Source organism: Streptomyces sp. NBC_00207, from assembly GCF_045160965.1.
GTDB lineage: Bacteria > Actinomycetota > Actinomycetes > Streptomycetales > Streptomycetaceae > Streptomyces.
The window spans coordinates 3,759,014-3,784,620 of the sequence record NZ_CP130715.1 but is presented as its reverse complement, the minus strand read 5'-3'; the positions used below and the strand labels follow the sequence as shown (position 1 = coordinate 3,784,620).

Here is a 25,607-nt window from a genome sequence, read left to right as displayed (position 1 = left end):
GCCAACTAACTGATTCATGGGGGTTCGTCGTGATCGTGGTAACGGGTGCGACCGGGAACGTTGGACGCGAACTGGTCCGGATTCTGGCCGAGGGCGGCGAGCAGGTGACCGCCGTCTCCCGGCGGTCGGCGCACATGCCCGACGGGGTCCGCCACCACCAGGGCGACCTCGCCGAGCCGGAGAGCCTGCGCCCCGCGCTGGAAGGGGCCGCCGCGCTGTTCCTGCTCGTCGCCGGCGAGGACCCGCAGGGCATCCTCGGACGGGCCGAGGCCGCCGGGGTGCGCCGGGTCGTCCTGCTCTCGTCCCAGGGCGTCGGCACGCGCCCGGAGGTCTACCGCCACCCCGCGCAGTTCGAGGAAGCCGTCCGCGGGGCCGGCCTGGAGTGGACGATCCTGCGCTCCGGCGGGCTGAACTCCAACGCCTACGCCTGGGCCGAGACGATCCGTACGCGGCGCACCGCCGCCGCGCCGTTCGGCGACGTCGGGCTGCCGACCGTCGACCCGGCGGATGTCGCCGAGGTCGCGGCCGCGGTCCTGCGCGATCCCGGCCACACGGGCCGGACCTACGAGCTCAACGGACCCGCCCTCGTCACCCCGAGGGATCGGGCCGAGGCGATATCCGCGGCCCTGGGCGAGCCCGTCCGGTTCGTCGAGCAGACACGGGAGGAGGCCCGCGCCCAGATGCTGACCTTCATGCCGGAGCCGGTCGTTGAGGGCACCCTGGGGATCCTCGGCGAACCACTGCCCGCCGAACTGATACCGAGCCCCGCCGTGGAGCAGATCCTGGGCCGCGCACCCCGCCCCTTCGCCGACTGGGCCGCCCGCTCAGCCCCGGCCTTCCGCTGAACGCGGTCGGTCGCCTTGCCCCGACCCGCCCGAACCGCCCGACCCGCCGGGCCGGACTACTGGAGGCTGAACCCGTGCGGATGGGCCGGGTCCTGGGGGCAGGCGAAGACGTTGAGCCTGCCGTGGTTGCCGACGACCACTCCGGTCGGCGTGTGGGTGCGGTCGTCCGGCCGCTCCTGCAGCGGGATCCAGCTCGTACCGTCCGAGTGCCACTCGCGCGTGGCGATCGTCAGGAGCAGATCCATCCCCGAGCCGCAGGTGCGGCAGTCCATCGCCCCGGGCCCGGTGAGGTTCCACGCGGCGTGGCCGCCGGCCTTCCAGCCCGGAGCGATGGAGAGGTCGCCCTGATAGCTCGGCAGGGGGTCGCCGTCGCCGTCCGCTTCGCTCCCGTCGGCCTCGTAGGCGGCCTCCTCCTGGGCGTCCTCCCACTCCTCGACACGTGCGCCCAGGGCTCCGGTGAGCAGCTCGATGTACGGGTACTCGGTGACCTGCTCCGGGTGCAGCACGCAGGGGCTCGGCACGTAGCCGTCGAAGCCGACCGGACCGGGGGCCGGCGGCTCGGCCAGGACCTGGCGCACCTCTGCGGAACGGCGCCAGTGCAGGTGCACGTACATGCCGGCACCCGTGGGCCCGTGCGCGTCGAAGGGGCACCAGAACACCTGGAGCAGATCGCCGCCGTCCGGACCGGCGGGCAGGTCGGGCACGTCCCGGCCGTAGAGCTGGGCCACGGCCAGCAGCGGCCGGGGGCCGGCCGCCGGCGCACCGCGCCCGTGCGGGGCCTCGCACACCGGCCACGGCTCGTCGGCCGGCCACAGCATCGGCCCGCCGATGTGGCTGTCGCGCACCCCGGCCGCCCCGGCGCGCGGGTGCAACCGGGTCGCCGTACGGCGGTGGGCTGCCAGTTCGGGGAAGAGGGACTCCACGTCCAGGGGGCGCGGCGGCGTGGTGAGGCGCATGGGCGCGAATCTACAAGCCCGCGGGCAGCACACCCTTGCGGGCCAGGCGGGCGTACCAGTGGGCGCTGGAGCGCGGGGTGCGGGTCTGGGTCTCGTAGTCGACGTGCACGATGCCGAAGCGCTTGCTGTAGCCGTAGGACCACTCGAAGTTGTCCAGCAGCGACCACAGGAAGTAGCCCTCGACGGGGGCGCCGTCCGCCAAGGCCCGGTGGACGGTGGCGAGATGGGCCTCCAGGTAGGCGATGCGGAGCGGGTCGTGCAGGTCCGGGGCGTAGGCCGCGCCGTTCTCGGTGACCAGCAGCGGCAGGCCGGGCGCCTCGCGGGTGAAGCGCATCAGCAGGTCGTACAGGCCGGTCGGGTCGACCGACCAGCCCATGTCGGTCCGCTCGCCCGGAGGCTGGTGGAAGGCCACCGTGTCCGCCGCGGGCCAGGGGGAGTGGGCCGCGGCGCCGTGGCCGTCGGCGCGCGGGCCGTCCTCGCCGGGGGCCGCCGACACCACCGCCGGCGTGTAGTAGTTCACTCCGAGGAAGTCCAGCGGCTGGTGGATCAGCGCCTCGTCGCCCGTGCGGACGAAGGACCAGTCGGTCAGCGCGGCGGTGTCCGCGAGCAGGTCCTGCGGGTAGGCGCCGTGCAGCAGCGGCCCGGTGAAGATCCGGTTGGCGAGCGCGTCGATACGGCGTGCGGCGTCCGCATCGGCCGCCGAGGCGGTCAGCGGCCGCACCGCGCTGGGGTTGAGCGCGATGCCGACGCGGGACCGGGCGGGCAGGGCGGCGGCGGCCAGGCCGTGGGCCAGGTTCAGGTGGTGGGCGGCGCGCAGCGAGTCGGCGGGGGAGGTGCGGCCCGGGGCGTGCACCCCGGAGGCGTAGCCGAGGAAGGCGCTGCACCAGGGCTCGTTGAGCGTGGTCCAGAGCTCCACCCGGTCGGCCAGCGCCTCCGCGACCTGGGCCGCGTACGAGGCGAAGGCGTAGGCCGTCTCCCGTTCGGGCCAGCCGCCGGCGGCCTCCAGCTCCTGCGGCAGGTCCCAGTGGTAGAGGGTCGCGCAGGGCGTGATCCCGTGGGAGAGCAGCTCGTCGACGAGCGCGTCGTAGAAGCCGATCCCGCCGGCGAGCACGCGCGGCCAGGACACCGAGAACCGGTACGCGCCGAGCCCCAGTTCGGCCATCAGCCGGACGTCCTCGCGCCACAGCCGGTGGTGGTCGACCGCCACCTCGCCCGTGTGCCCGCCGTACACCTTCCCCGGCGTGGCGCAGAACGTGTCCCAGATCGAGGGCCCGCGCGAGGCGGCCGCGCCCTCGATCTGGAAGGCCGCCGTGGCCGTGCCCCAGAGGAATCCCTCGGGGAATCGCATGTCCGTCATCCCTTGACCGCTCCCTGCATGATGCCGCCGACGATCTGGCGGCCGAAGACGATGAACACCAGCAGCAGCGGAAGCGTGCCCAGCAGCGCGCCCGCCATGATCACCGACTGGTCCGGTATGTAGCCCCGGCCCAGCCCGGTCAGGGCCACCTGCACCGTCGGGCTGCCGTTCTGGGTCAGCGCGACGATCGGCCAGAAGAAGTCGTTCCAGGCCATGACGAAGGTCAGCATCCCCAGCACCGCCATCGCCGGCCGGGCCGCCGGGAACACCACGTGCCACATCACCCGCAGGGAGCTCGCCCCGTCGGTGCGCGCCGCTTCCACCAGCTCGATCGGGAGGGCGTGCACCAGGTACTGGCGCATGAAGAACACCCCGAAGGCGCCCACCAGGGTCGGCAGGATCACCGCCTGGAGCCGGTCGGTCCACGACAGCCGCGCGATCAGCATGTAGAGCGGCACCACGCTCAGCTGCGGCGGGATCAGCATCGTCCCGATCACGAGCGACATCAGCAGCCGGCGGCCGCGGAAGCGGAGTTTGGCGAAGGCGAAGCCCGCCAGGGTGGAGAAGAGCACGGTGCCCGCGGTGACCGTGCCCGCCACGATCACGGTGTTCAGCAGGGCGGTGCCCATGTTGGCGTCCGTCCAGGCGATCTGGAGGTTGTGCCCCAGGTTCCCGCCGAACCAGAAGGGCGGCGGGGTCTGGGCCAGGCGCGTGCTGTTCCGGGATGCCGCGATCGCCGTCCACACGAGCGGGAAGAGCGAGCCGGCCGTGAAGAGGCCGAGCACCAGGTACGTGAGCCGGCCCGCGCGCAGTGATCTCATCGGGAGTCCTTCCGTCCGCGCAGCAGCCGCGCCGCCCCGGCGATCAGCAGCAGGATCAGGAACATCGCCCACGCGATCGCCGAGGCCCGCCCGAGGTGCAGGTTCACCCAGCCCTGCTCGTACAGGTACAGCCCGAGCGTCTGGAACTGGTGGTCGGAGCCGCCCGTCGCAGCCCCCCCGCCGTTGAACAGCAGCGGCTCCCCGAACAGCTGGGTCGCCCCGATCGTCGACACGACGCAGGTGAAGAAGATCGTCGGCCGTAGCGAGGGCACCGTGACGTGGCGGAACTGCTGCCAGCGCGAGGCCCCGTCCAGCGCGGCGGACTCGTAGAGCTCACCCGGCACGGCCTGCATGGCGGCCAGGTAGATCAGCGCGTTGTAGCCGGTCCACCGCCAGATCACGATGGTGGAGACCGCCAACTGCGAGGCGAAGGTGTCGTTCTGCCAGTCGACGGCCCCGAAACCGACCGCCGAGAGAGCCCAGTTGACCATCCCGTAGTCCCGGCCGAAGAGCAGCACGAAGACGAGGGTGGCGGCCGCCACCGACGTCGCGTACGGGGTGAGCAGCGCGACCCGGAAGAAGGCGGACCCGCGCAGCTTGTAGTTGAGCAGATGGGCCAGTCCGAGCGCGATCGCCAGCTGCGGAACCGTGGACAGCAGCCCGATGGTGAAGGTGTTGCGCAGCGCGTTCCAGAAGAACTCGTCGTCCCACAGCCGGGTGAAGTTCCTCAGCCCCACCCACGTCATGCTGTCGGGATCGGTGAGCTCCACCTGGTGCAGCGCCGCCCAGCCCGTGTAGAGCAGCGGGAACAGCCCGAAGGCGGCGAAGAAGAGGAAGAAGGGCGCCACGAAGGCGTACGGGCTGAAGCGCCGGTCCCAGCGGTAGCGGCGCGAGCGCCACACCTGGCCCGGCCGGCCCCGGCCGCCCCCTTCCGCCGCCGGCCGCTGCGGGCCGACGGCGGAAGGGGACAGGACAGCGGTCTCGTCCGTCACTTGCGCCTCACTGGTCCAGGGCGTTGTCGATCGCCTTCACGGCGGCCTCCCAGCCCTCCTGCGGCGACCGGCCCTTCTGGTCGACCTGGAGCATGCCGATGTCCGCCAGGTTCTGCGCGATCACCAGGTCCTTCGGGCCGACCACCGTCACCGGCACCCCTTCGGCCGCCTTGGCGAAGATCTCGCCGATCGGGGCGCCGCCGAAGTACGCGTGCTGCGCGCCCGACACCGCCGGCAGCTTGTACGCGGCGCTCGCGCTCGGGAAGCTGCCCCGCTTCTCGAAGAGCTTCGCCTGCTGCGCCGGCGCCGTCAGCCAGGCCGCCAGCTTCGCCGCCTCCTCGGCGTGCTTGCCCGCCTTCGGCACGATGAGGAAGGAGCCGCCCCAGTTGCTGGGCTTCGGCGCCTGCGCCACGTCCCACTTGTCCTTGCCCGCCGGTCCCGCCTTGTCCTGGATGTAGCCGAGCATCCAGGCCGGGCAGGAGACCGTCGCGAAGGACCCGTTGGCGAAGCCCTGGTCCCAGCCGGGCGTGAACTGCTGGAGCTTGGCGCTCAGCCCGTCGGTGGCGAAGGAGGCCGCCAGGTCGAAGGCCCCGCGCACCGCCGGGTTGGTCTTGTAGACGACCTTGCCCTGCTCGTCGTAGAACCGCTGGGCGCTGCTTCCCGTCACCGCCGCCATCACACCCGACGCCGAGTCCACGAAGGCCTTCCCGTCGCCGGCCTTCGCCTTGTACGCCCGGCCCGCCTCCAGGTACTTGTTCCAGTCGCCCGCCCACAGCGCCCCGACCGCCGCCCGGTCGGTGGGCAGCCCGGCCGCCTCGAAGAGGTCCTTGCGGTAGCAGATGCCCTGCGGGCCTATGTCGGTGCCGAGGCCGACCGTGGCCCCGCCCTTCGCCGCGCTCGCCGTGCCCTGCGCCCACTTCCACGGCAGGTACGCGGCCTTGTCCACGCCGGGCGCCTTGCCGAGGTCGACGAGCTTGTCGGCCTGGGTGGCGGTGATCTCGGCGATGTTGTTGACCTCGACGGCCTGGATGTCCGCGAGCCCGCTGCCGGTGCCCAGGTGGGTGAGCAGCTGGGGGTAGTAGTTCTCGTTGCGCTCGATGGAGGTCTGCTCGATCCGGATCCCGGGATTCTGCGCCATGTAATCGTCGTAGAGCCCGGCCTCCTTGAGGCCGAAGGCCCCGAAGACCCCGACGGTGAGGGTGGTCTTCCCCTTGCCGCCGTCCTGGGCGCCGGTGTCCGGCTTCTCGGCCGGGTCCTGCGCGCATCCCGCGAGCAGCAGGGCGGCCGCACCCACCGCGGTGACCACCGTGACGAGGTTTCTTCGCACTCGGGCTTGGGCTCGCATGTGCATCCTTCCTGAAGGACGGAACGTGCCGGGTGTTCTGTGACACAGTGTGGGAGCGCTCCCACAGCCGTCAAGGGGTAGATTCACAACCGGGAGGAAGCCATGAACGGGCACGGGCGCAGCGGGGGACGGCCCACGCTGGAGGAGGTCGCGGCGCGCGCCAGGGTAGGGCGCGGCACGGTCTCCCGGGTGATCAACGGATCCCCCAAGGTCAGCGAGCATACCCGGGCCGTCGTCGAGGCGGCCGTGGCGGAGCTGGGGTACGTGCCGAACCGCGCCGCGCGGGCCCTGGCCGCCAACCGCACCGACGCCATCGCCCTCGTGATCCCCGAGCCCGAGGCCCGGTTCTTCGCCGAGCCCTACTTCTCCGAAGTGGTCCGCGGGGTCGGCGCCGCCCTCGCCGAGACCGACGTCCAGCTCGTGCTGACCCTGGCGGGCAGCGACCGCGAGCGCCGCCGCCTCTCCCAGTACCTGTCCGGGCACCGCGTGGACGGCGTACTGCTCGTCTCCGTCCACGCCGGGGACCCGCTGCCGGAGCTGCTGGCCGAGCTCGGCATCCCGACGGTGATCAGCGGCCGCCGCTCCGCCGCCGAGACGCTGCCCTGCGTGGACTCCGACAATCTGGCGGGCGCGGCCGAGGCCGTACGCCACCTCCTCGCACGGGGCCGCCGCACGGTCGCCACGATCACCGGCCCGCTGGACGTGTACGGGGCCCAGTGCCGCCTCGACGGCTACCGCCAGGCCCTGGCCGCCGCCGGACACCAGGTCGACGAGATGCTGATCTCGGTCGGCGACTTCACCGAGGACGGCGGCCGGCGGGCCATGCGCGAGCTGCTGGAACGCCGCCCGGGCCTCGACGCGGTCTTCGCCGCCTCGGACGTCATGGCGGCGGGCGCCGGGCGGGAGCTGCGCGCGGCCGGCCGCCGGATCCCGCAGGACGTGGCGCTGGTCGGCTTCGACGACTCGGTGGTGGCCCGGCACATGGACCCGCCGCTGACCAGCGTCCGGCAGCCGATCGAGGAGATGGGCCGCACCATGGCGCAGCTGCTGCTGGCGAGGATCGCCGGGGAGACGGACGAGGCATCCGTCGTGCTGCCGAACCGGCTGGTGGTCCGCGAATCCTCGTAGGAGGGCGGAAGGGCTCAGAGGAACGCAGAAGGCCCCGGTCGCTTTCGCGACCGGGGCCTTCCTTCAGGGTGAGTGACGGGACTTGAACCCGCGGCCACCTGGACCACAACCAGGTGCTCTACCAGCTGAGCTACACCCACCATGTCCGGTCGGAAAACCGACCGGCCGAAGAAAAGGGTACAGGGTCCGGGAGGGTGCTCGCTCCACCCTTTCCCGCACCCCTCTCCGCGGGAGCCGCTACGCGCCCGGCGCGGCGTGCTTGGCGGCGATGCTCCGGGCCGTGTCCGAGTCGGGCCCGGGCTGCGGCACGAAGACCGCCTCCCGGTAGTAGCGCAGCTCGGTGATGGAGTCCTTGATGTCCGCCAGCGCCCGGTGGTTGCCGTTCTTCGGCGGGCTGTTGAAGTACGCCCGCGGGTACCAGCGGCGCGCCAGCTCCTTGACCGAGGACACGTCCACGATCCGGTAGTGCAGGTAGCTCTCCAGCGCGGCCATGTCGCGCAGCAGGAAGCCGCGGTCGGTGCCGACCGAGTTCCCGCAGAGCGGCGCCTTGCGGGGCTCCTTCACGTGCTCCCGCACGTACGCCAGGACCTGTGCCTCGGCATCCGCGAGGGTGGTCCCGCCGGCCAGCTCGTCGAGCAGGCCGGAGGCGGTGTGCATCTCGCGCACCACGTCGGGCATGGTTTCCAGGGCCGCGTCCGGCGGGCGGATCACGATGTCCACGCCTTCGCCGAGCACGTTGAGCTCCGAGTCGGTGACCAGTGCGGCCACCTCGATAAGTGCGTCGTCCGTCAACGAGAGCCCGGTCATCTCGCAGTCGATCCACACCATGCGATCGTTCATGTGTCCCACCTTATGCGGTCCCCTGCGGAGCGGACCGCATATGCGGAAGGTCCCCCATCGGCGGTGACCGATGGAGGACCTTCCGTGCCGTACCCGTGGTGTGGGTTACGCGTGTTCCCGCAGGACCCGGCCCGGGGCGTACAGCTCCGTCACCGTCGGGCCCGCCGCGGCCAGGGCCGCCGCCGCCCGGTGGGGCTGCGGAGTGCGCTGGTGCGGAACCGGCCCGCCCGAGATCTCGGACACCTGCGCCACGTCGGCCTGCGGCCGGCGTGCCCGGTAGGCGGAGCGGTAGGCGGCCGGGGAGGACCCCAGCTGCCGCCGGAAGTGACCCCGCAGGGCGACCGGCGAGCGGAACCCGCAGCGCCCGGCGACCTCGTCGACCGAGTAGTCGGAGGTCTCCAGCAGCCGCTGTGCCTGGAGCACCCGCTGGGTGATCAGCCATTGCAGCGGCGCACTGCCGGTGAGCGAGCGGAACCGGCGGTCGAAGGTGCGCCTGCTCATGTAGGCGCGGGCCGCCAGGGTCTCCACGTCGAACTGCTCGTGGAGGTGTTCCAGCGCCCAGGCGACGACCTCGGCCAGCGGGTCGGCGCCGATCTCCTCCGGCAGCGACCGGTCGAGATAGCGCTCCTGTCCGCCCGTGCGGCGCGGCGGCACGACGAGCCTGCGGGCCAGGGCCCCGGCCGCCTCGCTGCCGTGGTCCGTGCGCACGATGTGCAGGCACAGGTCGATTCCGGCCGCGGTGCCCGCGGACGTGAGCACGTCGCCGTCGTCGACGAACAGTTCGCGCGGATCGACGTGGACGGACGGGTACCGCTTGGCCAGCGTCGGCGCGTACATCCAGTGCGTCGTCGCGGGCCGGCCGTCCAGCAGACCGGCGGCGGCGAGCACGAAGGCTCCCGTGCACAGTCCGACGATCCGGGCCCCCTCCTCGTGCGCCAGACGCAGAGCGTCCAACGCCTCCGGAGGCGGCGGTGATGTGATGGAGCGCCAGGCGGGCACGACGACCGTGCCTGCCCGGGCGATCGCCTCCAACCCGTATGGCGCGGTCAGTTCGAGTCCGCCGGTGGTCCTGAGCGGACCGTCCTCACCGGCGCACACGAGCAGTCGATAGCGTGGAACTCCCGCGTCCTGCCGGTCAATGCCGAACACGGAAAGTGGAATAGAGCTCTCGAAGATCGGTCCGCCGCTGAAGAGCAGCACCGCGACGATCTCCCTGCGGCGACGCCCCGCGAGCTTCCGGCCGGCGTCTGTGACGACGGCGGTGGAATCCTGGCTCATGGCGCTAAGCCCCCCTTGGGTGTCGCGACTCCTTGGTCTGGTCGCACCTGCACGTTTCCCCTCGGCCTTGCACGTGGATCCCCCGCCGTAAATACATGATCGAATCTACTGCGTCCCGTGGTGTCGGCGTGACAAGTTCAGCACGCAGCGCTATGTCGACTTCTCAACTTGGCGAAAAGCATTCGATCAGTAAGCGTTCCGCTCCGCTACCCGAATGGGAAGCCCGCCCATCGGCCGTGGCCAGTACCCGTAGGGCCGCTACGCCCCCCGAGGTCTGTCGTCGCTGGTGGTGAGGGGGGTGGGGGGACATTCCGGCAAGGAGGGCACCCTGCCGGGAAGTTGGCTGAAAACATGCGTGTGTGGGTGTGCGAATGAGTCAGTCGTGCGGGGACCCGGCGCCGGAGCCGTGGCAGCCGCGGCGGTTCCCGGCCCCGCCGCGCGAGTGCCGGCGGCGGCGGGAGGCCGGAGGCCGTTCCTCCGCCAGGACCCTGGCCGCCGCCCGCCCGTTCTTCTCCGAGTGGCGCAGCAGGACCCGGCACGCGGCCGTCACGGCGAGCAGGCCGAGGGTCGCGACGGCCGCCCCGCCGAAGGAGGTTCCGTAGACGACGAGGACCACGGGGACGAGCAGGCAGCTGAAGGCGGCCCAGCGCACCACGTCACCCGCAGGGTCGTCATGGGCGCGTCCGGCGGACTGCACGGACGGGTGAAGCGTCGGGTGGAGGCCCGGGCGCGGAGACGGGGTGAAGTGCGGTCCCGGGTCGGCGGGCTGGAGGGACCGGACGGACTGCGTCGGCTGAGCTGGCTGGACGGGGTGAACCGGATGACCGGGCACGGCGTGCTCCCTGCGGGCTCTTCCTGGACGGTCGGACTCGTGTCCAACGCCCCGCGGCGCGGCTCGGTCACTGCGCGCACGGGTGGCGGCGCCCCGACTCGTCACTGGCTGTAGGGGACAGTGGTCATTGCCAAGGAGCGCTCGCTCCGGCATGCTCCCTGGGACGCTCTCCAAGGGCGGCAAGCCCTGTGCAGGACAGGAGTGTCGCCGTACCCTGGTGGGTATGGGCTTGGGAAGATGCTTCCCGGACAGAGCTCCGTCACACTGCGTCGCCGATTTCGCCCCTGTTGCTTCCTCCAAGGACCTCTTCGCCGAGACACCCATGGCCGGTCACGAATTCTCCGAACCCGCGGACCGCAAGCGCAAACGCCTCGCCGACCCCGCGTCGGCCGCCGAGCTGCGCGCGGTGGAACAGACACGCCTGCCCTGCGACCCGGCCTTCCGGCACGGGGTCGTTGTGGGATTCGACGGATCCACGTCCAGTGAGCGCGCGCTCGCGTACGCGATCGGCATGGCCCGGCGCTCCGGATCGGGTCTGATCATCGTCCATGTCGCCAACCGGCTGCCCACCACCGTGTGGGCGGGATGCGAGCCGCCGGTCTTCGTGGACGTGCCGGACCACCGCACCGAGGTGCTCGGGCTGGAGCTGGCCTGCGCGGACTACCTGGCGGAAGTGCCGTGGATCCTGGTCGAGCGGGGCGGTGACATCTGCCATGAGCTGGAGGAGGTCGGCCGGGAGTATTCGGCCGACGCCATCGTGGTCGGCTCCACGCACGGGATCGTGGGCCGGATCTTCGGGTCGGTGGCCGGGCGCCTGGCCAAGCGTGCGCAGCGACCGGTTGTTGTCATTCCGTGACCCTCTGTTAAGTCGATTGTGCGGTTGTGCCCTCGTGTAAAGGGTAGATAAATGCTGCTGGGACGCAGCAAACAACTGCAGATCGAAGGGAGCCCGCCGTGGACAATGGTGTCTCTGCGGGAAGCACGGCCTCGACTTCGACCCTCGGGAACATCGCCCTGGGTCTCACCCTTCTCGCATTCGGTATCGGCCACACCGGTGTCATCGACGGCGTGTCCGCTGCCAGTTCCGTGTCGCTCGCGATGTACGTCGGCGGCGCGGCCCTGTTCCTCCTCGGGCTCCTCGAGTACCGCGGCGGCAACGGGTTCAACGGCACCGCGTTCGCGGGCCTCGGCATCTTCTGGTTCACGTGGGCCAAGGGCGCGGGAGCCTCGGTCTCCGACGAAGCCGCCGGAACGTTTCTTGTCCTGTTCGCGATGCTCGCGCTGACCCTCACCCTCGCCGCCGCGAGCGGTCTGTTCGGCCAGGGCGTCTACGGCCTGCTGACCCTCTCGCTCGTCCTGCTGGCGATAGGTTCGTTCATGGACAGCGGCGGGCTCGCCAAGGCGGGCGGCTGGGTCGCCGCCGTGTCCGGGCTGCTGGCCTGGTACGGGGCCACCGCGGCCCTGGCGCACTGGCCGATGGCCGTCGGCAAGTCCCGGCGCGGCGCGGTCGCCGCGAGCTGAGCACCGCAGGGATCCAAAGGGATCGACCCCCGTGCGCACGGCGCACGGGGGTCGATTCGTGTGACGGGGGGCCGTCGGCTACTCGACCGTGACCGACTTCGCCAGGTTGCGCGGCTTGTCGATGTCCCGGCCCATGGCCAGGGCCGTGTGGTACGCCAGCAGCTGGAGCGGGATGCCCATCAGGATCGGGTCCAGCTCGTCCTCGTTCTTCGGGACCACGATGGTGTGGTCCGCCTTCTCCTGCTCGCGGTGGGCGACCGCCAGGATCCGGCCGCTGCGGGCCTTGATCTCCTCCAGCGCCGCGCGGTTCTTCTCCAGCAGGTCGTCGTCCGGGACGATCGCGACCGTCGGGAGCGAGGGCTCGATCAGGGCGAGGGGACCGTGCTTGAGCTCGGAGGCCGGGTAGGCCTCGGCGTGGATGTAGGAGATCTCCTTCAGCTTGAGGGAGGCCTCCAGGGCCACCGGGTAGCCGCGCACCCGGCCGATGAACATCATCGACTTGGCCTCGGCGAACTCGGCGGCCAGCTTCTTGATGTCCTCTTCGCCGTCGAGGATCTCCTGGATCTGCGCGGGCAGCTTGCGCAGGCCCTCGATGATCCGCTTGCCGTCGGTGACCGAGAGGTCCCGGATGCGGCCCAGGTGCACGGCGAGCAGCGCGAAGGCCACGACCGTGTTGGTGAAGCACTTGGTGGAGACGACGCAGACCTCGGGGCCGGCGTGCACATACACGCCGCCGTCGGCCTCGCGGGCGATCGCGGAGCCGACCACGTTGACCACGCCGAGGACGCGGGCGCCCTTGCGCTTGAGCTCCTGCACCGCCGCGAGCACGTCGTACGTCTCACCGGACTGGGAGACGGCGATGTAGAGGGTGTCGGGGTCCACGACCGGGTTGCGGTAGCGGAACTCGGAGGCCGGCTCGGCGTCCGCGGGGATGCGGGCCATGCCCTCGATGAGGCCGGCGCCGATGAGGCCCGCGTGGTACGAGGTGCCGCAGCCGAGGATCTTGACCCGGCGGATGCCGCGCGCCTCGCGCGGGTCCAGGTTCAGGCCGCCCAGGTGCACGGTGTTGAAGCGGTCGTCGATCCGGCCGCGCAGCACGCGGTCGACCGCGTCGGGCTGCTCGGAGATCTCCTTGTGCATGTACGTGTCGTGGCCGCCCATGTCGTAGGAGGCGGCCTCCCACTCCACGGTCTCCGGCGTGGCGGTGGTGGTGGCACCGCTGGTGGTGTAGGTGCGGAAGTCGTCGGCCTTGAGGGTGGCCATCTCGCCGTCGTCGAGGGTGACGACCTGGCGGGTGTGGGCGACCAGGGCGGCGACGTCCGAGGCGACGAACATCTCCTTCTCGCCGATGCCGAGGACGACCGGGGAGCCGTTGCGGGCGACGACGATGCGGTCGGCGAAGTCGGCGTGCATGACGGCGATGCCGTAGGTGCCCTCGATCGCCTTGACGGCCTCGCGGACCTTCTCCTCCAGGGAGTCGGCCTCGGAGCGGGCGATCAGGTGGACGATGACCTCGGTGTCGGTCTCCGACACGAAGACGACGCCGTCGGCCTCGAGCTTGGCGCGCAGCTCGGAGGCGTTGTCGACGATGCCGTTGTGGACGACGGCGACCTTGTTCTCGGCGTCGAGGTGCGGGTGCGAGTTGATGTCGCTCGGGGCGCCGTGCGTGGCCCAGCGGGTGTGGGCGATGCCGGTGGTGCCGGTGAAGCGCTTGGGGACGCGGGACTCCAGCTCACGGACGCGGCCCTTGGCCTTGACCACCTTCAGGGTGGACGCCTTCGGGCTGTTCACGACGATGCCCGCGGAGTCGTATCCGCGGTACTCCAGCCGCTGCAGGCCCTCCAGCAGCAGTGGTGCCACGTCACGCTTGCCGATGTAACCGACGATTCCGCACATACGGTTTTGCCCCTCCTGAAGTTCGGTTCGTGTACCCGCCCGCAGCCGCGCCCGCGGCCGCCGGCTCAGCCGTAGACGATGCGGCGCAGCTGCCGGAGCGAGAGCTCCGGAGGCGCCACGGCGCGGTGCGGCAGCTCGGCCGCGATCCGCTCGAAGATCTCCGCGTTGACCGCTCCGCCGGACTGCAGTTCCCGGTGGCGGCGGCGGACGAACTCCTCGGTCGTCTCGTCGAAGTAGGCGAGCACGTCCAGCACCACCCGGGCGGCCTCGCCGCGCTGCAGCGCGGTGCTGCGCACCAGGTGGTCGACGAGGTCGTCATGCGACGGGCGGCGATCGAGCACTCGTAGATATTGGCGGCTAATGGCGCCGAACGCAAAGATCCTGCCCGAAATCGGGCAGGATCCCACTGGTCTGGACCAAGGAATGGGTCGGTCCGGTTAGAAACGCCGCAAAACAGCCTGTTTCGCCGCGGCGAATTCCTCGGCCGTCAGGACCCCCGCCTGGTGCAGATCGCCCAGCTCGCGCAGCCGCCGCAGCAGGGCGTCGTGGTCCTCGGCGGGGGCCGCCGCCGAGGAGAGCTCCGCGGGCGCGGCGACCGCGTCGGCCGGGCCCTCCTGGGGAGCCGCCGGGTGGGGCATCCGTACGGCCACGGCCGCCGCGACCAGAGCCATCAGCGGGTCCTTCTTGAAGCCGAAGAGCTCCACGGTGTGCGGGTCGTACTTGGGCGCCGGGGCCGGCGGGGCGCCCGTCAGGGTGAAGCGCAGCCAGCCGTTCTCCAGGCCCTTCGACGGGGACCACTCCACGGTGCGCAGATCGGCGATCCGGAATTCGCGCGGTCCGCCGGAGCGCTTGGCCTCCTCCGTCGTCCAGTTCCAGTCCAGGGCCACCCGGTCGCCGTCGAAGGCCGCCGTCCCGTCGCCCGCGCCCACCGCGATCGGCACGGGCGGCCCCGGCAGCAGGTAGGTGTCCACCGGGCCGGGGTCCACCTGGTCCAGCAGCAGGGCGTTGCGGACCTCGTCCACGAAGTACTCCGCGACCCCGCTGCGGTCCGACTCCACGGTCAGCCGGTACGGGTCGGAGGCCTCCGGCAGGCGTCCGCCCGTCACCTGGAGCAATGGGTCCGCGCCGTCACGCAGCCGGAGCCGGAGCCGGCCCGCCTTGCGGCTCGGCTCGTACGAGATCCCCGCGAGCGCGCGCAGCGGTACGACCACCTCGCCGAGGGTCTGCCGCAACAGCGCCACCCCCTTGTCGCGGCCCGGCACGATGCGCACCGCGTCCCCGTCGAAACTCCAAGTGCCGTCCTTCTGGATGATTTCCGCCATCCGGCGATTCTCCCACCGTCACGGACGGGCCAGTTGGCCTATACCTGGGCCATGAGAGTCCTGCGACTGCGACGCACGCTCGGCACCCTCCTCGCCCTCGGTGTCCTCGGTGGTTCCGCTTCCTGCACCGCGGCCCACGGGGACGACGCCAGGCCCGGCGACGATCCGCCCGCGGCCCTCGCCCCCTTCGAGCGGCTGCTGCCGGCGCCCCTCTCGGTGCGCGCCGAAGGGCCCGGCTACTCCTTCGGGCCCGGCACGGTCATCCGTACCGGCCGGGGGGCGGACGAGGAGGTCCGCCGGGTGGGCGAGCTCCTCGCGGAGCAGCTGCGCGGCCCGAGCGGGCTGCCGCTGCCGGTGGTCGACGGGGTGCAGGGGGACGGGATCCGGCTCGGCATCGACGAGGAGGCCGAAGGGCTGGGGGAGGAGGGGTACCGGCTGGAGTCCGGCCCCGGCGGGATCACCCTCACCGCGCGGACCCCGGCCGGCCTCTTCCGTGCGGGGCAGACGCTGCGGCAGCTGGTGCCGGCGGCCGGTCCCGGGACGGTGCCGGGCGGGACGGTCACGGACCGGCCGCGCTTCGCGTACCGGGGGGCGATGGTCGACATCGCGCGGCACTTCTTCTCGGTGGAGCAGGTCAAGCGGTACGTGGACCAGCTCGCCCAGTACAAGGTCAACACGCTGCACCTGCACCTGACCGACGACCAGGGGTGGCGGCTCGCGGTCGACTCCTGGCCGCGGCTGGCGGAGTACGGGGGCGGCAGCGAGGTCGGCGGCGGTCCCGGCGGGCACTGGACGAAGGACGAGTACCGGGAGCTGGTGGCCTACGCGGGGGAGCGGTACGTGGACGTGGTCCCGGAGATCGACATGCCGGGGCACGTGAACGCGGCGCTCGCCTCCTACGCCGAGCTGAACTGCGACGGGAAGGCCCCGGAGCGGTACACGGGGACGAAGGTGGGCTTCAGCTCGCTGTGCATCGGCAAGGAGCGGACGTACGAGTTCATCGACGAGGTGCTCGGCGAGCTGGCGGCGCTGACCCCGGGCCGCTACCTGCACATCGGCGGCGACGAGGCGCACGTGACGCCGGCGGCGGACTACGCGGCCTTCATGGACCGTGCGCAGGCGGTGGTGGGCCGGTACGGGAAGACGGTGATGGGCTGGCACCAGCTGGCGGCGGCGCGGCCGGCGCAGGGGGCGGTGCTGCAGTACTGGGGCCACGACAAGACCTCGGCCGCGGACCGGGCGGCCGTGGTGGCGGCGGCGAAGGCCGGGCACCGGCTGGTCCTGTCGCCGGCGGACCGGCTGTATCTGGACATGAAGTACGAGGCGGCGACGAAGCCGGGGCTGGCGTGGGCCGGGTACGTACCGGTGCGGCGGGCCTACTCCTGGAACCCGGGGGCCTACCTGGCCGGGGTCCCGGAGTCCGCCGTCCTGGGCGTGGAGGCCCCGCTGTGGACGGAGAACGTCGCGACGCGGGCCGACTGGGAGCTGATGGCGTTCCCGCGGGTCCTGGGCCTGGCGGAGCTCGGCTGGTCCCCGGCGGGCGCGCTGGACTGGACCTCGTACAGCCGCCGCCTGGCGGCCCAGGAGCCGCGTCTCGATGCGCAGGGCATCGGCTTCTACCGGGCCCCGGACGTGCCATGGGCGCAGTAACTAGAAAACATTTCTAGAAATCGACTCCACGGCATCCTTCTGCCGGGCCACACTGGGAACCGAGCGGGCGGCGGGGGCGTCCGAAGAGCCGGAGGCGGCTTCCGCGGGCACGGGGGTGCTGCGGAAGCCGCCTCCGGTTTCGGGAACGGTCACGTGGGGAGGGGCAGGCGGTCGAGGGACCGTATCGACCGCCTGCCCGGCCCCGGATCACCGCCGGGCGAAGGCCGCGACGGGGTTCTTGAGGGTGCCGATCAGCTGCAGGGCGGCGGACGGGTCGGAGAGGTCGACCATCTGCTTGTTGTTCCGCAGCTGCAGGCGGTTCAGGCAGGACAGCTGGAACTCCTCCGCGAACAGGTCGTACCGCGCGAAGCGCTCCGCGAGCTGCGGCATCGACTCCTGGTACGCGTGGCCGCAGTCGGCCACCGCCCGCCAGAAGGTGTCCTCCTCGCAGATGCCCTCCGTCGCCAGGATCGGGCCCAGGAAGCGGAAGAAGCAGTCGAACACGTCCGTGAAGACGGACAGCAGCTTCATGTCCTCCGGGATGTCCGCCCGGATCCGCTCGACCGCCGGCGGCAGCACCGCGTCCGGGTCCATGACCACGATCTCCTCGGCGATGTCCTTGAAGATCGCCCGCTTCACCACGCCGCCCTCGATGACGAGGATCGTGTTCTCGCCGTGCGGCATGTACGCGAGGTCGTACTGGTAGAAGCAGTGCAGGAGCGGGACCAGGTAGGCCCGGAGGTAGTGGCGCAGCCACTCCTGCGGAGTCAGGCCCGACTCCTCGATCAGGGCGCCGACGAAGGACTTGCCCTCGGCGTCGACGTGCAGGAGCGAGGCCATGGTGGCGAGCCGCTCGTCGCCCTTGAGGGAGTTGACGGGGGACTCGCGCCACAGCGCGGCCAGCATCTTGCGGTAGGGGGAGTAGCGGTCGGTGGCGCGCTCGTACTGGCGGTGGTGGTAGCCGATCGCCGCGCGCTCGCGGATGATCGAGAAGTCCACCGACTGCAGGACCTCGTCGCCCTCGATCAGCTGGTGCAGCCAGTCGTTGATAGCCGGCGTGGCCTCCATGTAGGCGGCCGAGAGACCGCGCATGAAGCCCATGTTGAGCACCGAGATGGCCGTCTTGACGTAGTGCTTCTCCGGCGCGCTCTGGTTGAAGAACGTACGGATCGACTGCTGCGCCAGGTACGCGTCCGAGCCCTCGCCCAGCAGCACGAGGCGGCGGTTGGCGATCTCGGCGGCGAAGGTGACCGTGGTCTTGTTCCACCACTGCCAGGGGTGGACCGGCAGCAGGTGGTAGTCGGCCAGGTCCAGGCCCAGGGCCTCCAGCTGCGCCGCGAAGCCGGCGATCGCCTCCTCGCCCAGCTCGGCGCGGACGAAGGAGTCGTGGTCCAGGCCCGCGCCCGCCGTGAAGGTGGAGACGTCCTTGCGGGCCGCCACCCACACCAGGTGAACGGGGCTCGCAGTCTCCGGGGCGTACGAGAGGTACTCGTGCACGCCGAAGCCGAGGCGGCCGTTGTTCGCCACGAAGCAGGGGTGGCCCTCGGTCATGCCCGTCTCGATGTCCTGGAAGGAGGACTTCGCGAGGACGTCGGAGGAGATCTGCGGCTTCGTGTACTTGAAGCCCGTGCCGGCCAGGGTGGAGGAGATCTCCTCCAGGTAGACGGGCAGGACCTCCGGGCTCAGGCCCAGCGCCTCGCGCAGCTCGATGTGGAAGTCGAGGGCGTCCAGCGGGAGCTCGGCGCCGTCCTGCAGGCGGGTGACCGAGGACTCGTCCACCGACCAGTGGTCGAGGGCGTGCAGGACGGCCTTGAACCGGTACTCCACCGCGGAGTCGTCGCTCAGGACCGAGTACCAGGAGTCGCCCAGCGGCTTCGGTGTCAGGAGGCGTTCGTGGGAGAACTCCGCGAGGGCCTTGCGGACCAGCGCGCGGTTCGCGCGGGCCCACAGCTCGGGGGAGAGGTGGGAGACGGCGTCGGCCAGGCTCATATCGACACTTCCTGGGTGATGCCGGTGGCTGCTTCGAACTGGGCGCGGGTGCAGAAGCTGAGGAGGGCTTCCTTCTCCGGCTTGCGGATCTCGCGCTCGGGTGCGAAACCGACCACCGCGTTGAGGGTGTGCACCGCCGTGTTGCGGACGTCCGGCTCGACGACGACCCGCTTCGTCTGCGGGTCGGCGAAGAGGGCGGCCATCACCGTGGTGATCACGGCGCGGGTGAAGCCGCTGAGGGGCTGGTCGCTCGGCGCGACCAGGAAGTGCATGCCGACGTCGCCGGGCTGGGCGTCGTACAGGCCGACCAGTTCCAGCTCGCCCGGGTCGTAGCTCTCCATCAGGAAGGCCGGGCGGCCCTCGTGGAGGCCGATGAAGGCCTGGTGGTGCTCGTGCGCGGCGATCCGCATGTACTCGCGCTCGACGTCCGGCAGCGAGGCGTCCTGCATCATCCAGAACGAGGCCTTGGGGTGCGTGACCCAGCCGTGCAGCAGCTCCGCGTCGGCGAAGGGGTCCAGCGGGCGGATGGCGAAGGTCCCGAGGGCCGCGTCGGTGCGGGTGAAGAGGATCTCACCGGTGGTGGTGCTCATGCGTGCGTGCCTTCCGGGGCGGCGAACTGCTGGAACGCGATGGACTTCTCGACCTTGTAGTACTCGCGGCCGAGGAGCTCGCCCACGATGTAGGCGTTGCGGTACGCGGCCATGCCGAGGTCGGGCGAGGTCAGGGAGTGGTTGTGGGTCGTGCCGTTCTGGAGGTACACCCCGCGGCCCGTGGTGTCGACGCTGTAGTTGCGGCCGGCGTCGAGGCGGCCGTGGCCGTCGAAGTTCAGCCGGTCGCGCACCGGGGCGAGGAACTCGGGCACCTGGTACTTGTAGCCGGTGGCCAGGACCAGGCCCTCGGAGGCGAGGGTGAAGTCCCGCTCCTGCTCCTCCTGGCGCAGCCCCAGGGTGTAGGTGCCCGTGGTGGTGTCGTATGCCGTGCTGTTCAGGGAGGTGTTGGTCAGCAGGGTGGTCGGCACCTGCCCCGGCATGGTGATCCTCTTCTGGTAGAGCAGGTCGAAGATGGCGTTGATCAGGTCGCCGTCGATGCCCTTGAAGAGGTTCTTCTGCTGGGTCTCCAGCCGGTAGCGGGTGTCCTCGGGGAGGGCGTGGAAGTAGTCCACGTACTCGGGGGAGGTCATCTCCAGCGTCAGCTTCGTGTACTCCAGCGGGAAGAACCGCGGGGAGCGCGTGACCCAGTTGAGCTGGTAGCCGTACGTGTCGATCTCGGCGAGGAGGTCGTAGTAGATCTCGGCCGCGCTCTGGCCGGAGCCGATCAGCGTGATGGACTTCTTCTTCTGCAGCTCCGCCTTGTTATGCATGTAGGCGGAGTTGTGCAGGAAGTCGCCGCCGAGGCCGGCGCAGGCCTCCGGGACGAAGGGCGGGGTGCCGGTGCCCAGGACCAGGCGGCGGGCCCGGTGGGTCTCGCCCTTGTCCGTGCGGACCTCGTAGAGACCGGCCTGCTCGTCGTAGGTGACCTCGGTGACGGAGGTCGAGTACAGGACGTTGTCGAGCCGGTCGGCGGCCCAGCGGCAGTAGTCGTTGTACTCGGCGCGCAGCGGGTAGAAGTTCTCCCGGATGTAGAACGAGTACAGCCGGTCCTTGTCCTTCAGGTAGTTCAGGAAGGAGAAGGGCGACGTCGGGTCGGCGAGGGTGACGAGGTCCGACATGAACGGCGTCTGCAGGTGGGCGCCGTCCAGGAACATCCCCGCGTGCCACTCGAAGTGCGGCTTCGACTCGATGAACAGGCCGTCCAGCTCGTCGATCGGCGCGGTGAGGCAGGCGAGTCCCAGGTTGAAGGGACCGAGGCCGATACCGATGAAGTCGTGGGGCTCAGTGGTGGACGGCAAGGGATTCTCCCAGGAACTGCTCGGCGTGTGCGGCGAGGAGGTCGAGGACGGCAGCGATGTCGGCCGTCGTGGTCTGCGGGTTGAGGAGGGTGAACTTCAGGTACTGCTTCCCGTCCACCTTCGTCCCGGCGACGACGGCCTCGCCGGAGGCGAAGAGCGCCTTGCGGGCGTGGAGCTGGGCCTCGTCGAGGAGGTCGGCGGGGACCTCCTCGCCGGGCAGGAAGCGGAAGACGAGGGTGGAGATCTGCGGCTTGACGACGACCTCGAAGCGCGGGTCGGCGTCGATGACGTCCCAGCCGGCGGCGGCCAGGTCGATGACCTCGTCGAAGAGCGAGCCGACGCCGTCGGCTCCCATGACGCGCAGGGTCATCCAGAGCTTGAGCGCGTCGAAGCGGCGCGTGGTCTGGATGGACTTGTCGACCTGGTTGGGGATGCGCTCCTCCGCCATGCGGCGCGGGTTGAGGTAGTCCGCGTGGTACGTGGCGTGCTTGAGGGTGTCGCGGTCGCGGACCAGCATCGCGCTGGAGCTGACCGGCTGGAAGAACGACTTGTGGTAGTCGACCGTGACCGAGGCGGCGTGCTCGATGCCGTCGAGGAGGTGCCGACGGGTGGGGGAGACCAGCAGTCCGCAGCCGTAGGCGGCGTCCACGTGCATCCACGCGGAGTGCTCGGCGGTCAGGCGGGCGATCTCGGGGAGCGGATCGATGGACCCGAAGTCGGTGGTGCCGGCGGTGGCGACGACGGCCATGGGGAAGAGGCCCTCGGCGGCGCACTCCTCGAGCTCCAGGGCGAGCACCGCGGTGTCCATCCGGCGGTTGCGGTCGACGGGCACCGAGATGACGGCCTCGTAGCCGAGGCCGAGCATGGCGGCCGACTTCTGCACGCTGAAGTGGCTGGCCTCGGAGGTGAAGATGCGCAGTTTGGGGAGGAGTTCGGCCTTGGTGAGCTCGGCGCCCTGGTCCAGGGCGCGCTTCATGACGATCCGGCAGGCCTCGTCGCGGGCGAGCAGCAGGGCGTGGAAGTTGGACTGGCTGCCGCCGGAGGTGAAGATGCCGTCCGCGGCGGGGCCGAGGCCGATGCGCTGGGCGGTCCAGTCGATGAGGCGGCGCTCGATCAGCGTGCCGCCGATCGACTGGTCCCAGGTGTCGAGTGAGGAGTTGACGGCCGAGAGGACCGCCTCGCCGAGCACCGCGGGGATCACGACAGGGCAGTTGAGGTGCCCGAGGTAGCGCGGGTGGTGGAAGTACACCGCGTCGCGCAGGTAGACGTCCTCCAGCTCGTCCAGGACGGCGGCCGCGTCCGCGAGCGGCTTGTCCAGGTCGATCCCGTTGATGACCGGGGCGAGTTCGTCGACGGATATACCGGTGTGGGGCCGTTCCGTGGTCGCGAGTTTGGCGGCGACACGGTCGACGCCCTCGGTGACGGAACGCCGGTAGAGGTCCGCAGTCGTCTCGTTCAGCAGATGCGAGCGCATCAACTTTCCTCCGGGCAGGGGGAGAAGGGGAGGGTGGGGTGTGTGGTGTTTAGGTTAGCCTAACCTAAGCTAATAAGACAAATGAGGATGGGCCCTGGCTGAAAGCCAGGGCCCATCCTCAACTGCGTTATGGAATACGGGTGTCGACTACAGCTCGGACGCCGGGTCCTCGCTCGGGGCCTTGCCGGCGTACGCCTCGGCGAGGAGCTGCTCCTCGCTCGCGCCGAGCCGCCAGTAGCCGGTGAACCGCACCGCGCGGCGGTCGACGGATCGTTCCTGCACGAAGTGGCGGCGCACCGCGCGAATGGTGCCCGCCTCGCCCGCCAGCCAGACGTACGGGACTTCGGCGGCGGGCGGTTCGGCCGAGCGCAGCACGCTCAGCACCTGCTCGGTGCGCTCCCGGCCGTGGCCCTCGCGCACGATCCAGCTGATGTCCGCGTCGGCGAGCGTGTCCAGCACGATCCGGTCGTCCTCGTGCGGGACCTCGAACCAGGCCCGGACCCGGGTCCCGGCGGCCAGTCGGTCCAGGATCGCGGCCGCGGCCGGCAGGGCGGTCTCGTCCGCGTACATCCAGATCGCGTCGGTGTCGGCCGGCGGCTGGAAGCGTACGGACTTGTTCTCCGCGACGGCCGGGCCGATGGCCATGATCCGGCGGCCGGCGACCGCTTGCCCGGCCCAGCGGGAGGCCGGGGACGCATCGCCGTGGAGGACGAAGTCGATGTCGACCTCGACCGCTCCCTCGGGCGTACGGCGCTGCTCGCGCACCGTGTAGGAGCGCATCACCGGCCGCTCCTCGTCCGGCATCCCGCGCCACGCGGCGAACCAGGTGTCCTCGTCCGTGGCCTGGAGCACGGTGTGCTCCCGGCCGGGCGGGGGCAGGAAGAGCGACAGGCTCTGGTCGAAGCCGCCCGAGCGGAAGCCCGCGAGGGACTCCCCGCCGAACGTGACCCGCAGGAACGAGTGGCCGAGGCGGCGCGTGCGGACCACTTCGAGCGCGAAGAAGCGGAAGTGGGCGACGGCCGGAGCGGTGTCGTCGGACGCGGTGACGGTCATGCGGAGGATCCCCCTGGAAGTCGGAACGGCCTGCGGGCGCCCGGGGTCACCGGGCGCCGCGGGTCGACCGGGTCAGCTGACCTTCTTGGCGTTCTGGATGGACTTCGCGAGGTCCTCGAGGATCTGGGCGCACTTGGCGTACGAGAAGATCGGCTCGGTGACGCGCGGGGTGATCTGGCCGGCCTTGACCGCCGGGAGCTCGGCCCAGGTGGCCTTCGCCTTCAGCTCCTCCGGCTGCAGGGTGCCGGTGCGGTTGTCGAGCAGGACGACGTCGGCCTTGTACTTGCCGGCGTTCTCCCAGCTGAGGCTCTCGAAGAAGCCGCCCTCGTCCAGCTTCTCCGGGGTGACGAACTCGACGCCGAGCTGCTTGAAGTACTTCAGGTCGGCCGAGGTGTCCGCAGTGGAGACGTAGAAGAGGTCCGCGGAGCCGGAGCCCACGAGCACCTTGACGCCCGGGTTGGCCTTGGTGGCCTCGCGCACCTTCGCGGCGGCGGCGTCGAAGCGGGCCTTCGCGTCGACGGTGGACTTGGCGTTCATGTCGGCGCCCAGGGACTTGGCGAGGTCCGCGGTGCGCTCCAGGGCCTTGTCGAGGGTGACGTCGCCGCCCACCTTGATCGCGGCGGCCGGGGCCAGCTTCAGGATCTTGTCCTTGGAGGCCTCCGGAACGTACCAGTAGGTGCCGTCCCAGCTGTTGGTGACGAGCAGTTCGGGCTGGAGGGCCGCGTACTTCTCGACGTTGAAGTCGTCGTAGACGTTGCCGAGGATCTCGACCTTGGAGATGTCCATCGAGCCGGCCTGGACGTCGGGCTTGCCGTCGGCGGTCTTGGTCGGGCCGAAGACGCCCTTGACCGGGATGCCGTAGTCGTACAGCGCGGCGGCGGTGCCGGTGAAGGCGACGATGTTCTTCGGCTTGGACTTGGTGCTGACGTCGTTGCCGAGGTCGTCCTTGAAGGTCCAGGGGCCGGAGGCCGCGGCGCCGTTGTCCTTGCCGCCGTCACCCTTCGCCGAGTCGGTGCCGCCGCACGCGGCGAGCGCCGCGACGAGGCCGAGGGCGCCGCCCGCCGCGATGAATCCGCGACGGGTGAGGGAGGAGGTTCGGGACTTGGGCATGTCGATGTCCGTTTTCGTGCGTGTCCGGGCGGCCACTGAGCCGTTCGTGGGGAAGGTTAGCCTAACCTTGGCCGAAATCGGTAAGGGGGCCCTAAGTTTTTTCGGGCCCCCTCGTGCCGCCCGGACGCGGACGATCCCTGCGACTAGGCGGAGAAGCCCAGTTCACGGGCGATCAGCATGCGCTGGACCTCGCTCGTGCCCTCGCCGATCTCCAGGATCTTGGAATCCCGCCACATGCGGGCCACCGGGTACTCGTTCATGAACCCGTAGCCGCCGTGGATCTGGGTCGCCTCGCGGGCGTTGTCGACGGCGACCGTCGAGGAGTACAGCTTCGCGATCGCCGCCTCCTTCTTGAAGGGCTCGCCGGCCACCAGCCGGGAGGCCGCGTCGCGCCAGCCGATGCGGGCCATGTGGGCGCGCATCTCCATGTCGGCCAGCTTGAACTGGATGGCCTGGTTGTCGCCGATCGCCTTGCCGAAGGCGTGCCGCTCCTTGGCGTACTTCACCGACTCGTCCACACAGCCCTGCGCGAGCCCGGTCGCGAGCGCCGAGATGGCGATCCGGCCCTCGTCGAGGATCCGCAGGAACTGGGCGTAGCCGCGGCCCTCGGCGCCCACCAGGTTGGCGAGGGGCACCCGTACGCCGTCGAAGGACAGCTCACGGGTGTCCGAGGCGTTCCAGCCCACCTTGGAGTAGGGGGCGGCCACCGTGAAGCCCGGGGTGCCGGACGGGACGATGATCGAGGAGATCTCCGGGCGGCCGTCCGCCTTGCGGCCCGTCACGGCCGTGACCGTGACCAGACCGGTGATGTCCGTACCGGAGTTGGTGATGAAGCACTTCGAGCCGTTGATGACCCACTCGTCGCCGTCCTTGACGGCGGTGGTGCGGGTGCCGCCGGCGTCGGAGCCCGCGCCGGGCTCGGTCAGGCCGAAGGCGCCGAGGATCTCGCCGGAGCACATCTTCGGCAGCCACTCCCGCTTCTGCTCCTCCGAGCCGAAGAGGTAGATCGGCATGGCGCCGAGGGAGACCCCGGCCTCCAGGGTGATGGCGACCGAGGAGTCGACGCGGGCGAGCTCCTCCAGGGCGATGCCGAGGGCGAGGTAGTCGCCGCCCATGCCGCCGTACTCCTCCGGGAAGGGCAGGCCGAACAGGCCCATGCGGCCCATCTCGGCGACGATCTCGTAGGGGAACTCATGCCGCTCGTACAGGTCGCCGATCTTCGGCGCGACCACGTCGTGCGCGAACGCCTCGACGGTACGGCGGAGTTCCTCGTGCTCAGGGGTGAGCCGGTGGTCGAGGGACATGGTGTG

Annotated in this window: 23 protein-coding genes and 1 tRNA gene; 5 read left to right on the top strand and 19 right to left on the bottom strand. The window is 70.9% G+C overall.

Annotated elements, in window-relative coordinates:
- Positions 1-29 precede the first annotated feature (29 nt).
- Entirely contained in the window at positions 30-845 is an 816-nt protein-coding gene (locus tag OG472_RS18050) for an SDR family oxidoreductase (RefSeq protein WP_405830235.1), read from the top strand.
- Between the two features lie 56 nt (positions 846-901).
- Here OG472_RS18050 and OG472_RS18045 read toward each other — a convergent pair whose 3' ends face one another.
- Genes OG472_RS18045 through OG472_RS18025 form a run of 5 tightly spaced genes read right to left on the bottom strand, consistent with a single transcriptional unit; the run spans position 902 to position 6,316 of the window.
- Positions 902-1,801 carry a hypothetical protein gene (locus OG472_RS18045; RefSeq protein ID WP_405941735.1) on the bottom strand — a complete coding sequence of 300 codons (900 nt, stop codon included), beginning with the start codon at positions 1,799-1,801 and terminating at the stop codon, positions 902-904.
- Between the two features lie 10 nt (positions 1,802-1,811).
- On the bottom strand, positions 1,812-3,158 hold the full coding sequence (locus OG472_RS18040) for a GH1 family beta-glucosidase (protein WP_405941734.1): 1,347 nt from the start codon (positions 3,156-3,158) through the stop codon (positions 1,812-1,814).
- Positions 3,155-3,979, bottom strand: coding sequence for a carbohydrate ABC transporter permease (locus OG472_RS18035; RefSeq protein WP_401602191.1), 825 nt, complete (start codon positions 3,977-3,979; stop codon positions 3,155-3,157). Before OG472_RS18035 ends, OG472_RS18040 begins: the two co-directional genes overlap by 4 nt.
- On the bottom strand, positions 3,976-4,971 hold the full coding sequence (locus OG472_RS18030; RefSeq protein WP_405941733.1) for a carbohydrate ABC transporter permease: 996 nt from the start codon (positions 4,969-4,971) through the stop codon (positions 3,976-3,978). The genes OG472_RS18035 and OG472_RS18030 overlap by 4 nt, the downstream gene beginning before the upstream one ends.
- 7 nt (positions 4,972-4,978) lie before the next feature.
- Entirely contained in the window at positions 4,979-6,316 is a 1,338-nt protein-coding gene (locus tag OG472_RS18025) for an ABC transporter substrate-binding protein (RefSeq protein ID WP_405941732.1), read from the bottom strand.
- 102 nt (positions 6,317-6,418) lie between these two features.
- Between OG472_RS18025 and OG472_RS18020 the strand changes: the two genes are divergently transcribed.
- Entirely contained in the window at positions 6,419-7,444 is a 1,026-nt protein-coding gene (locus OG472_RS18020) for a LacI family DNA-binding transcriptional regulator (protein WP_401602187.1), read from the top strand.
- Between the two features lie 67 nt (positions 7,445-7,511).
- Here the strand turns inward: OG472_RS18020 and OG472_RS18015 are convergent.
- The 4 genes from OG472_RS18015 to OG472_RS18000 all read right to left on the bottom strand — a co-directional run bounded on the left by OG472_RS18015 (position 7,512) and on the right by OG472_RS18000 (position 10,259).
- A tRNA-His gene (locus OG472_RS18015) sits at positions 7,512-7,584 on the bottom strand.
- A gap of 97 nt (positions 7,585-7,681) precedes the next feature.
- Positions 7,682-8,284: an oligoribonuclease gene (gene orn, locus OG472_RS18010; protein WP_327414147.1), complete on the bottom strand. Its 603-nt coding sequence runs from the start codon at positions 8,282-8,284 to the stop codon at positions 7,682-7,684.
- Positions 8,285-8,389: 105 nt separating this feature from the next.
- Positions 8,390-9,562 (bottom strand): helix-turn-helix domain-containing protein, encoded by a 1,173-nt coding sequence (locus OG472_RS18005; RefSeq protein WP_401602186.1) that lies wholly within the window; start codon positions 9,560-9,562, stop codon positions 8,390-8,392.
- 376 nt (positions 9,563-9,938) lie between these two features.
- Entirely contained in the window at positions 9,939-10,259 is a 321-nt protein-coding gene (locus OG472_RS18000; protein ID WP_401602184.1) for a hypothetical protein, read from the bottom strand.
- Between the two features lie 457 nt (positions 10,260-10,716).
- Here OG472_RS18000 and OG472_RS17995 point away from each other — a divergent pair, with 457 nt between their 5' ends.
- Together OG472_RS17995 and OG472_RS17990 are read left to right on the top strand one after the other, a co-directional pair.
- A complete protein-coding gene (locus tag OG472_RS17995) occupies positions 10,717-11,250 on the top strand; it encodes a universal stress protein (RefSeq protein WP_383567568.1) in 534 nt (177 codons plus the stop codon).
- 98 nt (positions 11,251-11,348) lie between these two features.
- Positions 11,349-11,915, top strand: a complete 567-nt coding sequence (locus tag OG472_RS17990; protein WP_401602182.1) for an acetate uptake transporter — start codon at positions 11,349-11,351, stop codon at positions 11,913-11,915.
- Positions 11,916-11,993: 78 nt separating this feature from the next.
- Here the strand turns inward: OG472_RS17990 and glmS are convergent, their stop codons facing one another.
- From glmS to OG472_RS17975, 3 genes are all read right to left on the bottom strand, one after another.
- Entirely contained in the window at positions 11,994-13,811 is a 1,818-nt protein-coding gene (gene glmS, locus OG472_RS17985; RefSeq protein ID WP_327414143.1) for a glutamine--fructose-6-phosphate transaminase (isomerizing), read from the bottom strand.
- Between the two features lie 65 nt (positions 13,812-13,876).
- Complete coding sequence (locus tag OG472_RS17980; RefSeq protein ID WP_030008735.1) at positions 13,877-14,152, bottom strand: hypothetical protein; 276 nt, start codon at positions 14,150-14,152, stop codon at positions 13,877-13,879.
- A 96-nt stretch (positions 14,153-14,248) separates the two neighbouring features.
- A complete protein-coding gene (locus tag OG472_RS17975; protein ID WP_401602180.1) occupies positions 14,249-15,133 on the bottom strand; it encodes a DUF4429 domain-containing protein in 885 nt (294 codons plus the stop codon).
- A gap of 51 nt (positions 15,134-15,184) precedes the next feature.
- On the opposite strand from OG472_RS17975, the gene OG472_RS17970 reads away from it, so the two are divergent.
- Entirely contained in the window at positions 15,185-16,783 is a 1,599-nt protein-coding gene (locus OG472_RS17970) for a beta-N-acetylhexosaminidase (RefSeq protein WP_405941731.1), read from the top strand.
- A 207-nt stretch (positions 16,784-16,990) separates the two neighbouring features.
- On the opposite strand, the gene OG472_RS17965 is transcribed toward OG472_RS17970, so the two are convergent.
- The 7 genes from OG472_RS17965 to OG472_RS17935 all read right to left on the bottom strand — a co-directional run bounded on the left by OG472_RS17965 (position 16,991) and on the right by OG472_RS17935 (position 25,601).
- Complete coding sequence (locus OG472_RS17965; protein WP_405941730.1) at positions 16,991-18,772, bottom strand: IucA/IucC family protein; 1,782 nt, start codon at positions 18,770-18,772, stop codon at positions 16,991-16,993.
- Positions 18,769-19,362: a GNAT family N-acetyltransferase gene (locus OG472_RS17960; protein ID WP_405830221.1), complete on the bottom strand. Its 594-nt coding sequence runs from the start codon at positions 19,360-19,362 to the stop codon at positions 18,769-18,771. Before OG472_RS17960 ends, OG472_RS17965 begins: the two co-directional genes overlap by 4 nt.
- Positions 19,359-20,660 carry a lysine N(6)-hydroxylase/L-ornithine N(5)-oxygenase family protein gene (locus tag OG472_RS17955; protein WP_405941729.1) on the bottom strand — a complete coding sequence of 434 codons (1,302 nt, stop codon included), beginning with the start codon at positions 20,658-20,660 and terminating at the stop codon, positions 19,359-19,361. Before OG472_RS17955 ends, OG472_RS17960 begins: the two co-directional genes overlap by 4 nt.
- Positions 20,644-22,134 carry a pyridoxal phosphate-dependent decarboxylase family protein gene (locus OG472_RS17950; RefSeq protein ID WP_405941728.1) on the bottom strand — a complete coding sequence of 497 codons (1,491 nt, stop codon included), beginning with the start codon at positions 22,132-22,134 and terminating at the stop codon, positions 20,644-20,646. Before OG472_RS17950 ends, OG472_RS17955 begins: the two co-directional genes overlap by 17 nt.
- Positions 22,135-22,281: 147 nt before the next feature.
- Entirely contained in the window at positions 22,282-23,187 is a 906-nt protein-coding gene (locus OG472_RS17945; protein WP_405941727.1) for a siderophore-interacting protein, read from the bottom strand.
- Positions 23,188-23,259: 72 nt separating this feature from the next.
- Positions 23,260-24,297, bottom strand: coding sequence for an ABC transporter substrate-binding protein (locus OG472_RS17940; protein ID WP_401602168.1), 1,038 nt, complete (start codon positions 24,295-24,297; stop codon positions 23,260-23,262).
- 143 nt (positions 24,298-24,440) lie between these two features.
- The gene (locus OG472_RS17935) at positions 24,441-25,601 is read right to left on the bottom strand and encodes an acyl-CoA dehydrogenase family protein (protein WP_383567536.1); all 1,161 of its coding nucleotides are present in this window, start codon (positions 25,599-25,601) and stop codon (positions 24,441-24,443) included.
- Positions 25,602-25,607 lie beyond the last annotated feature (6 nt).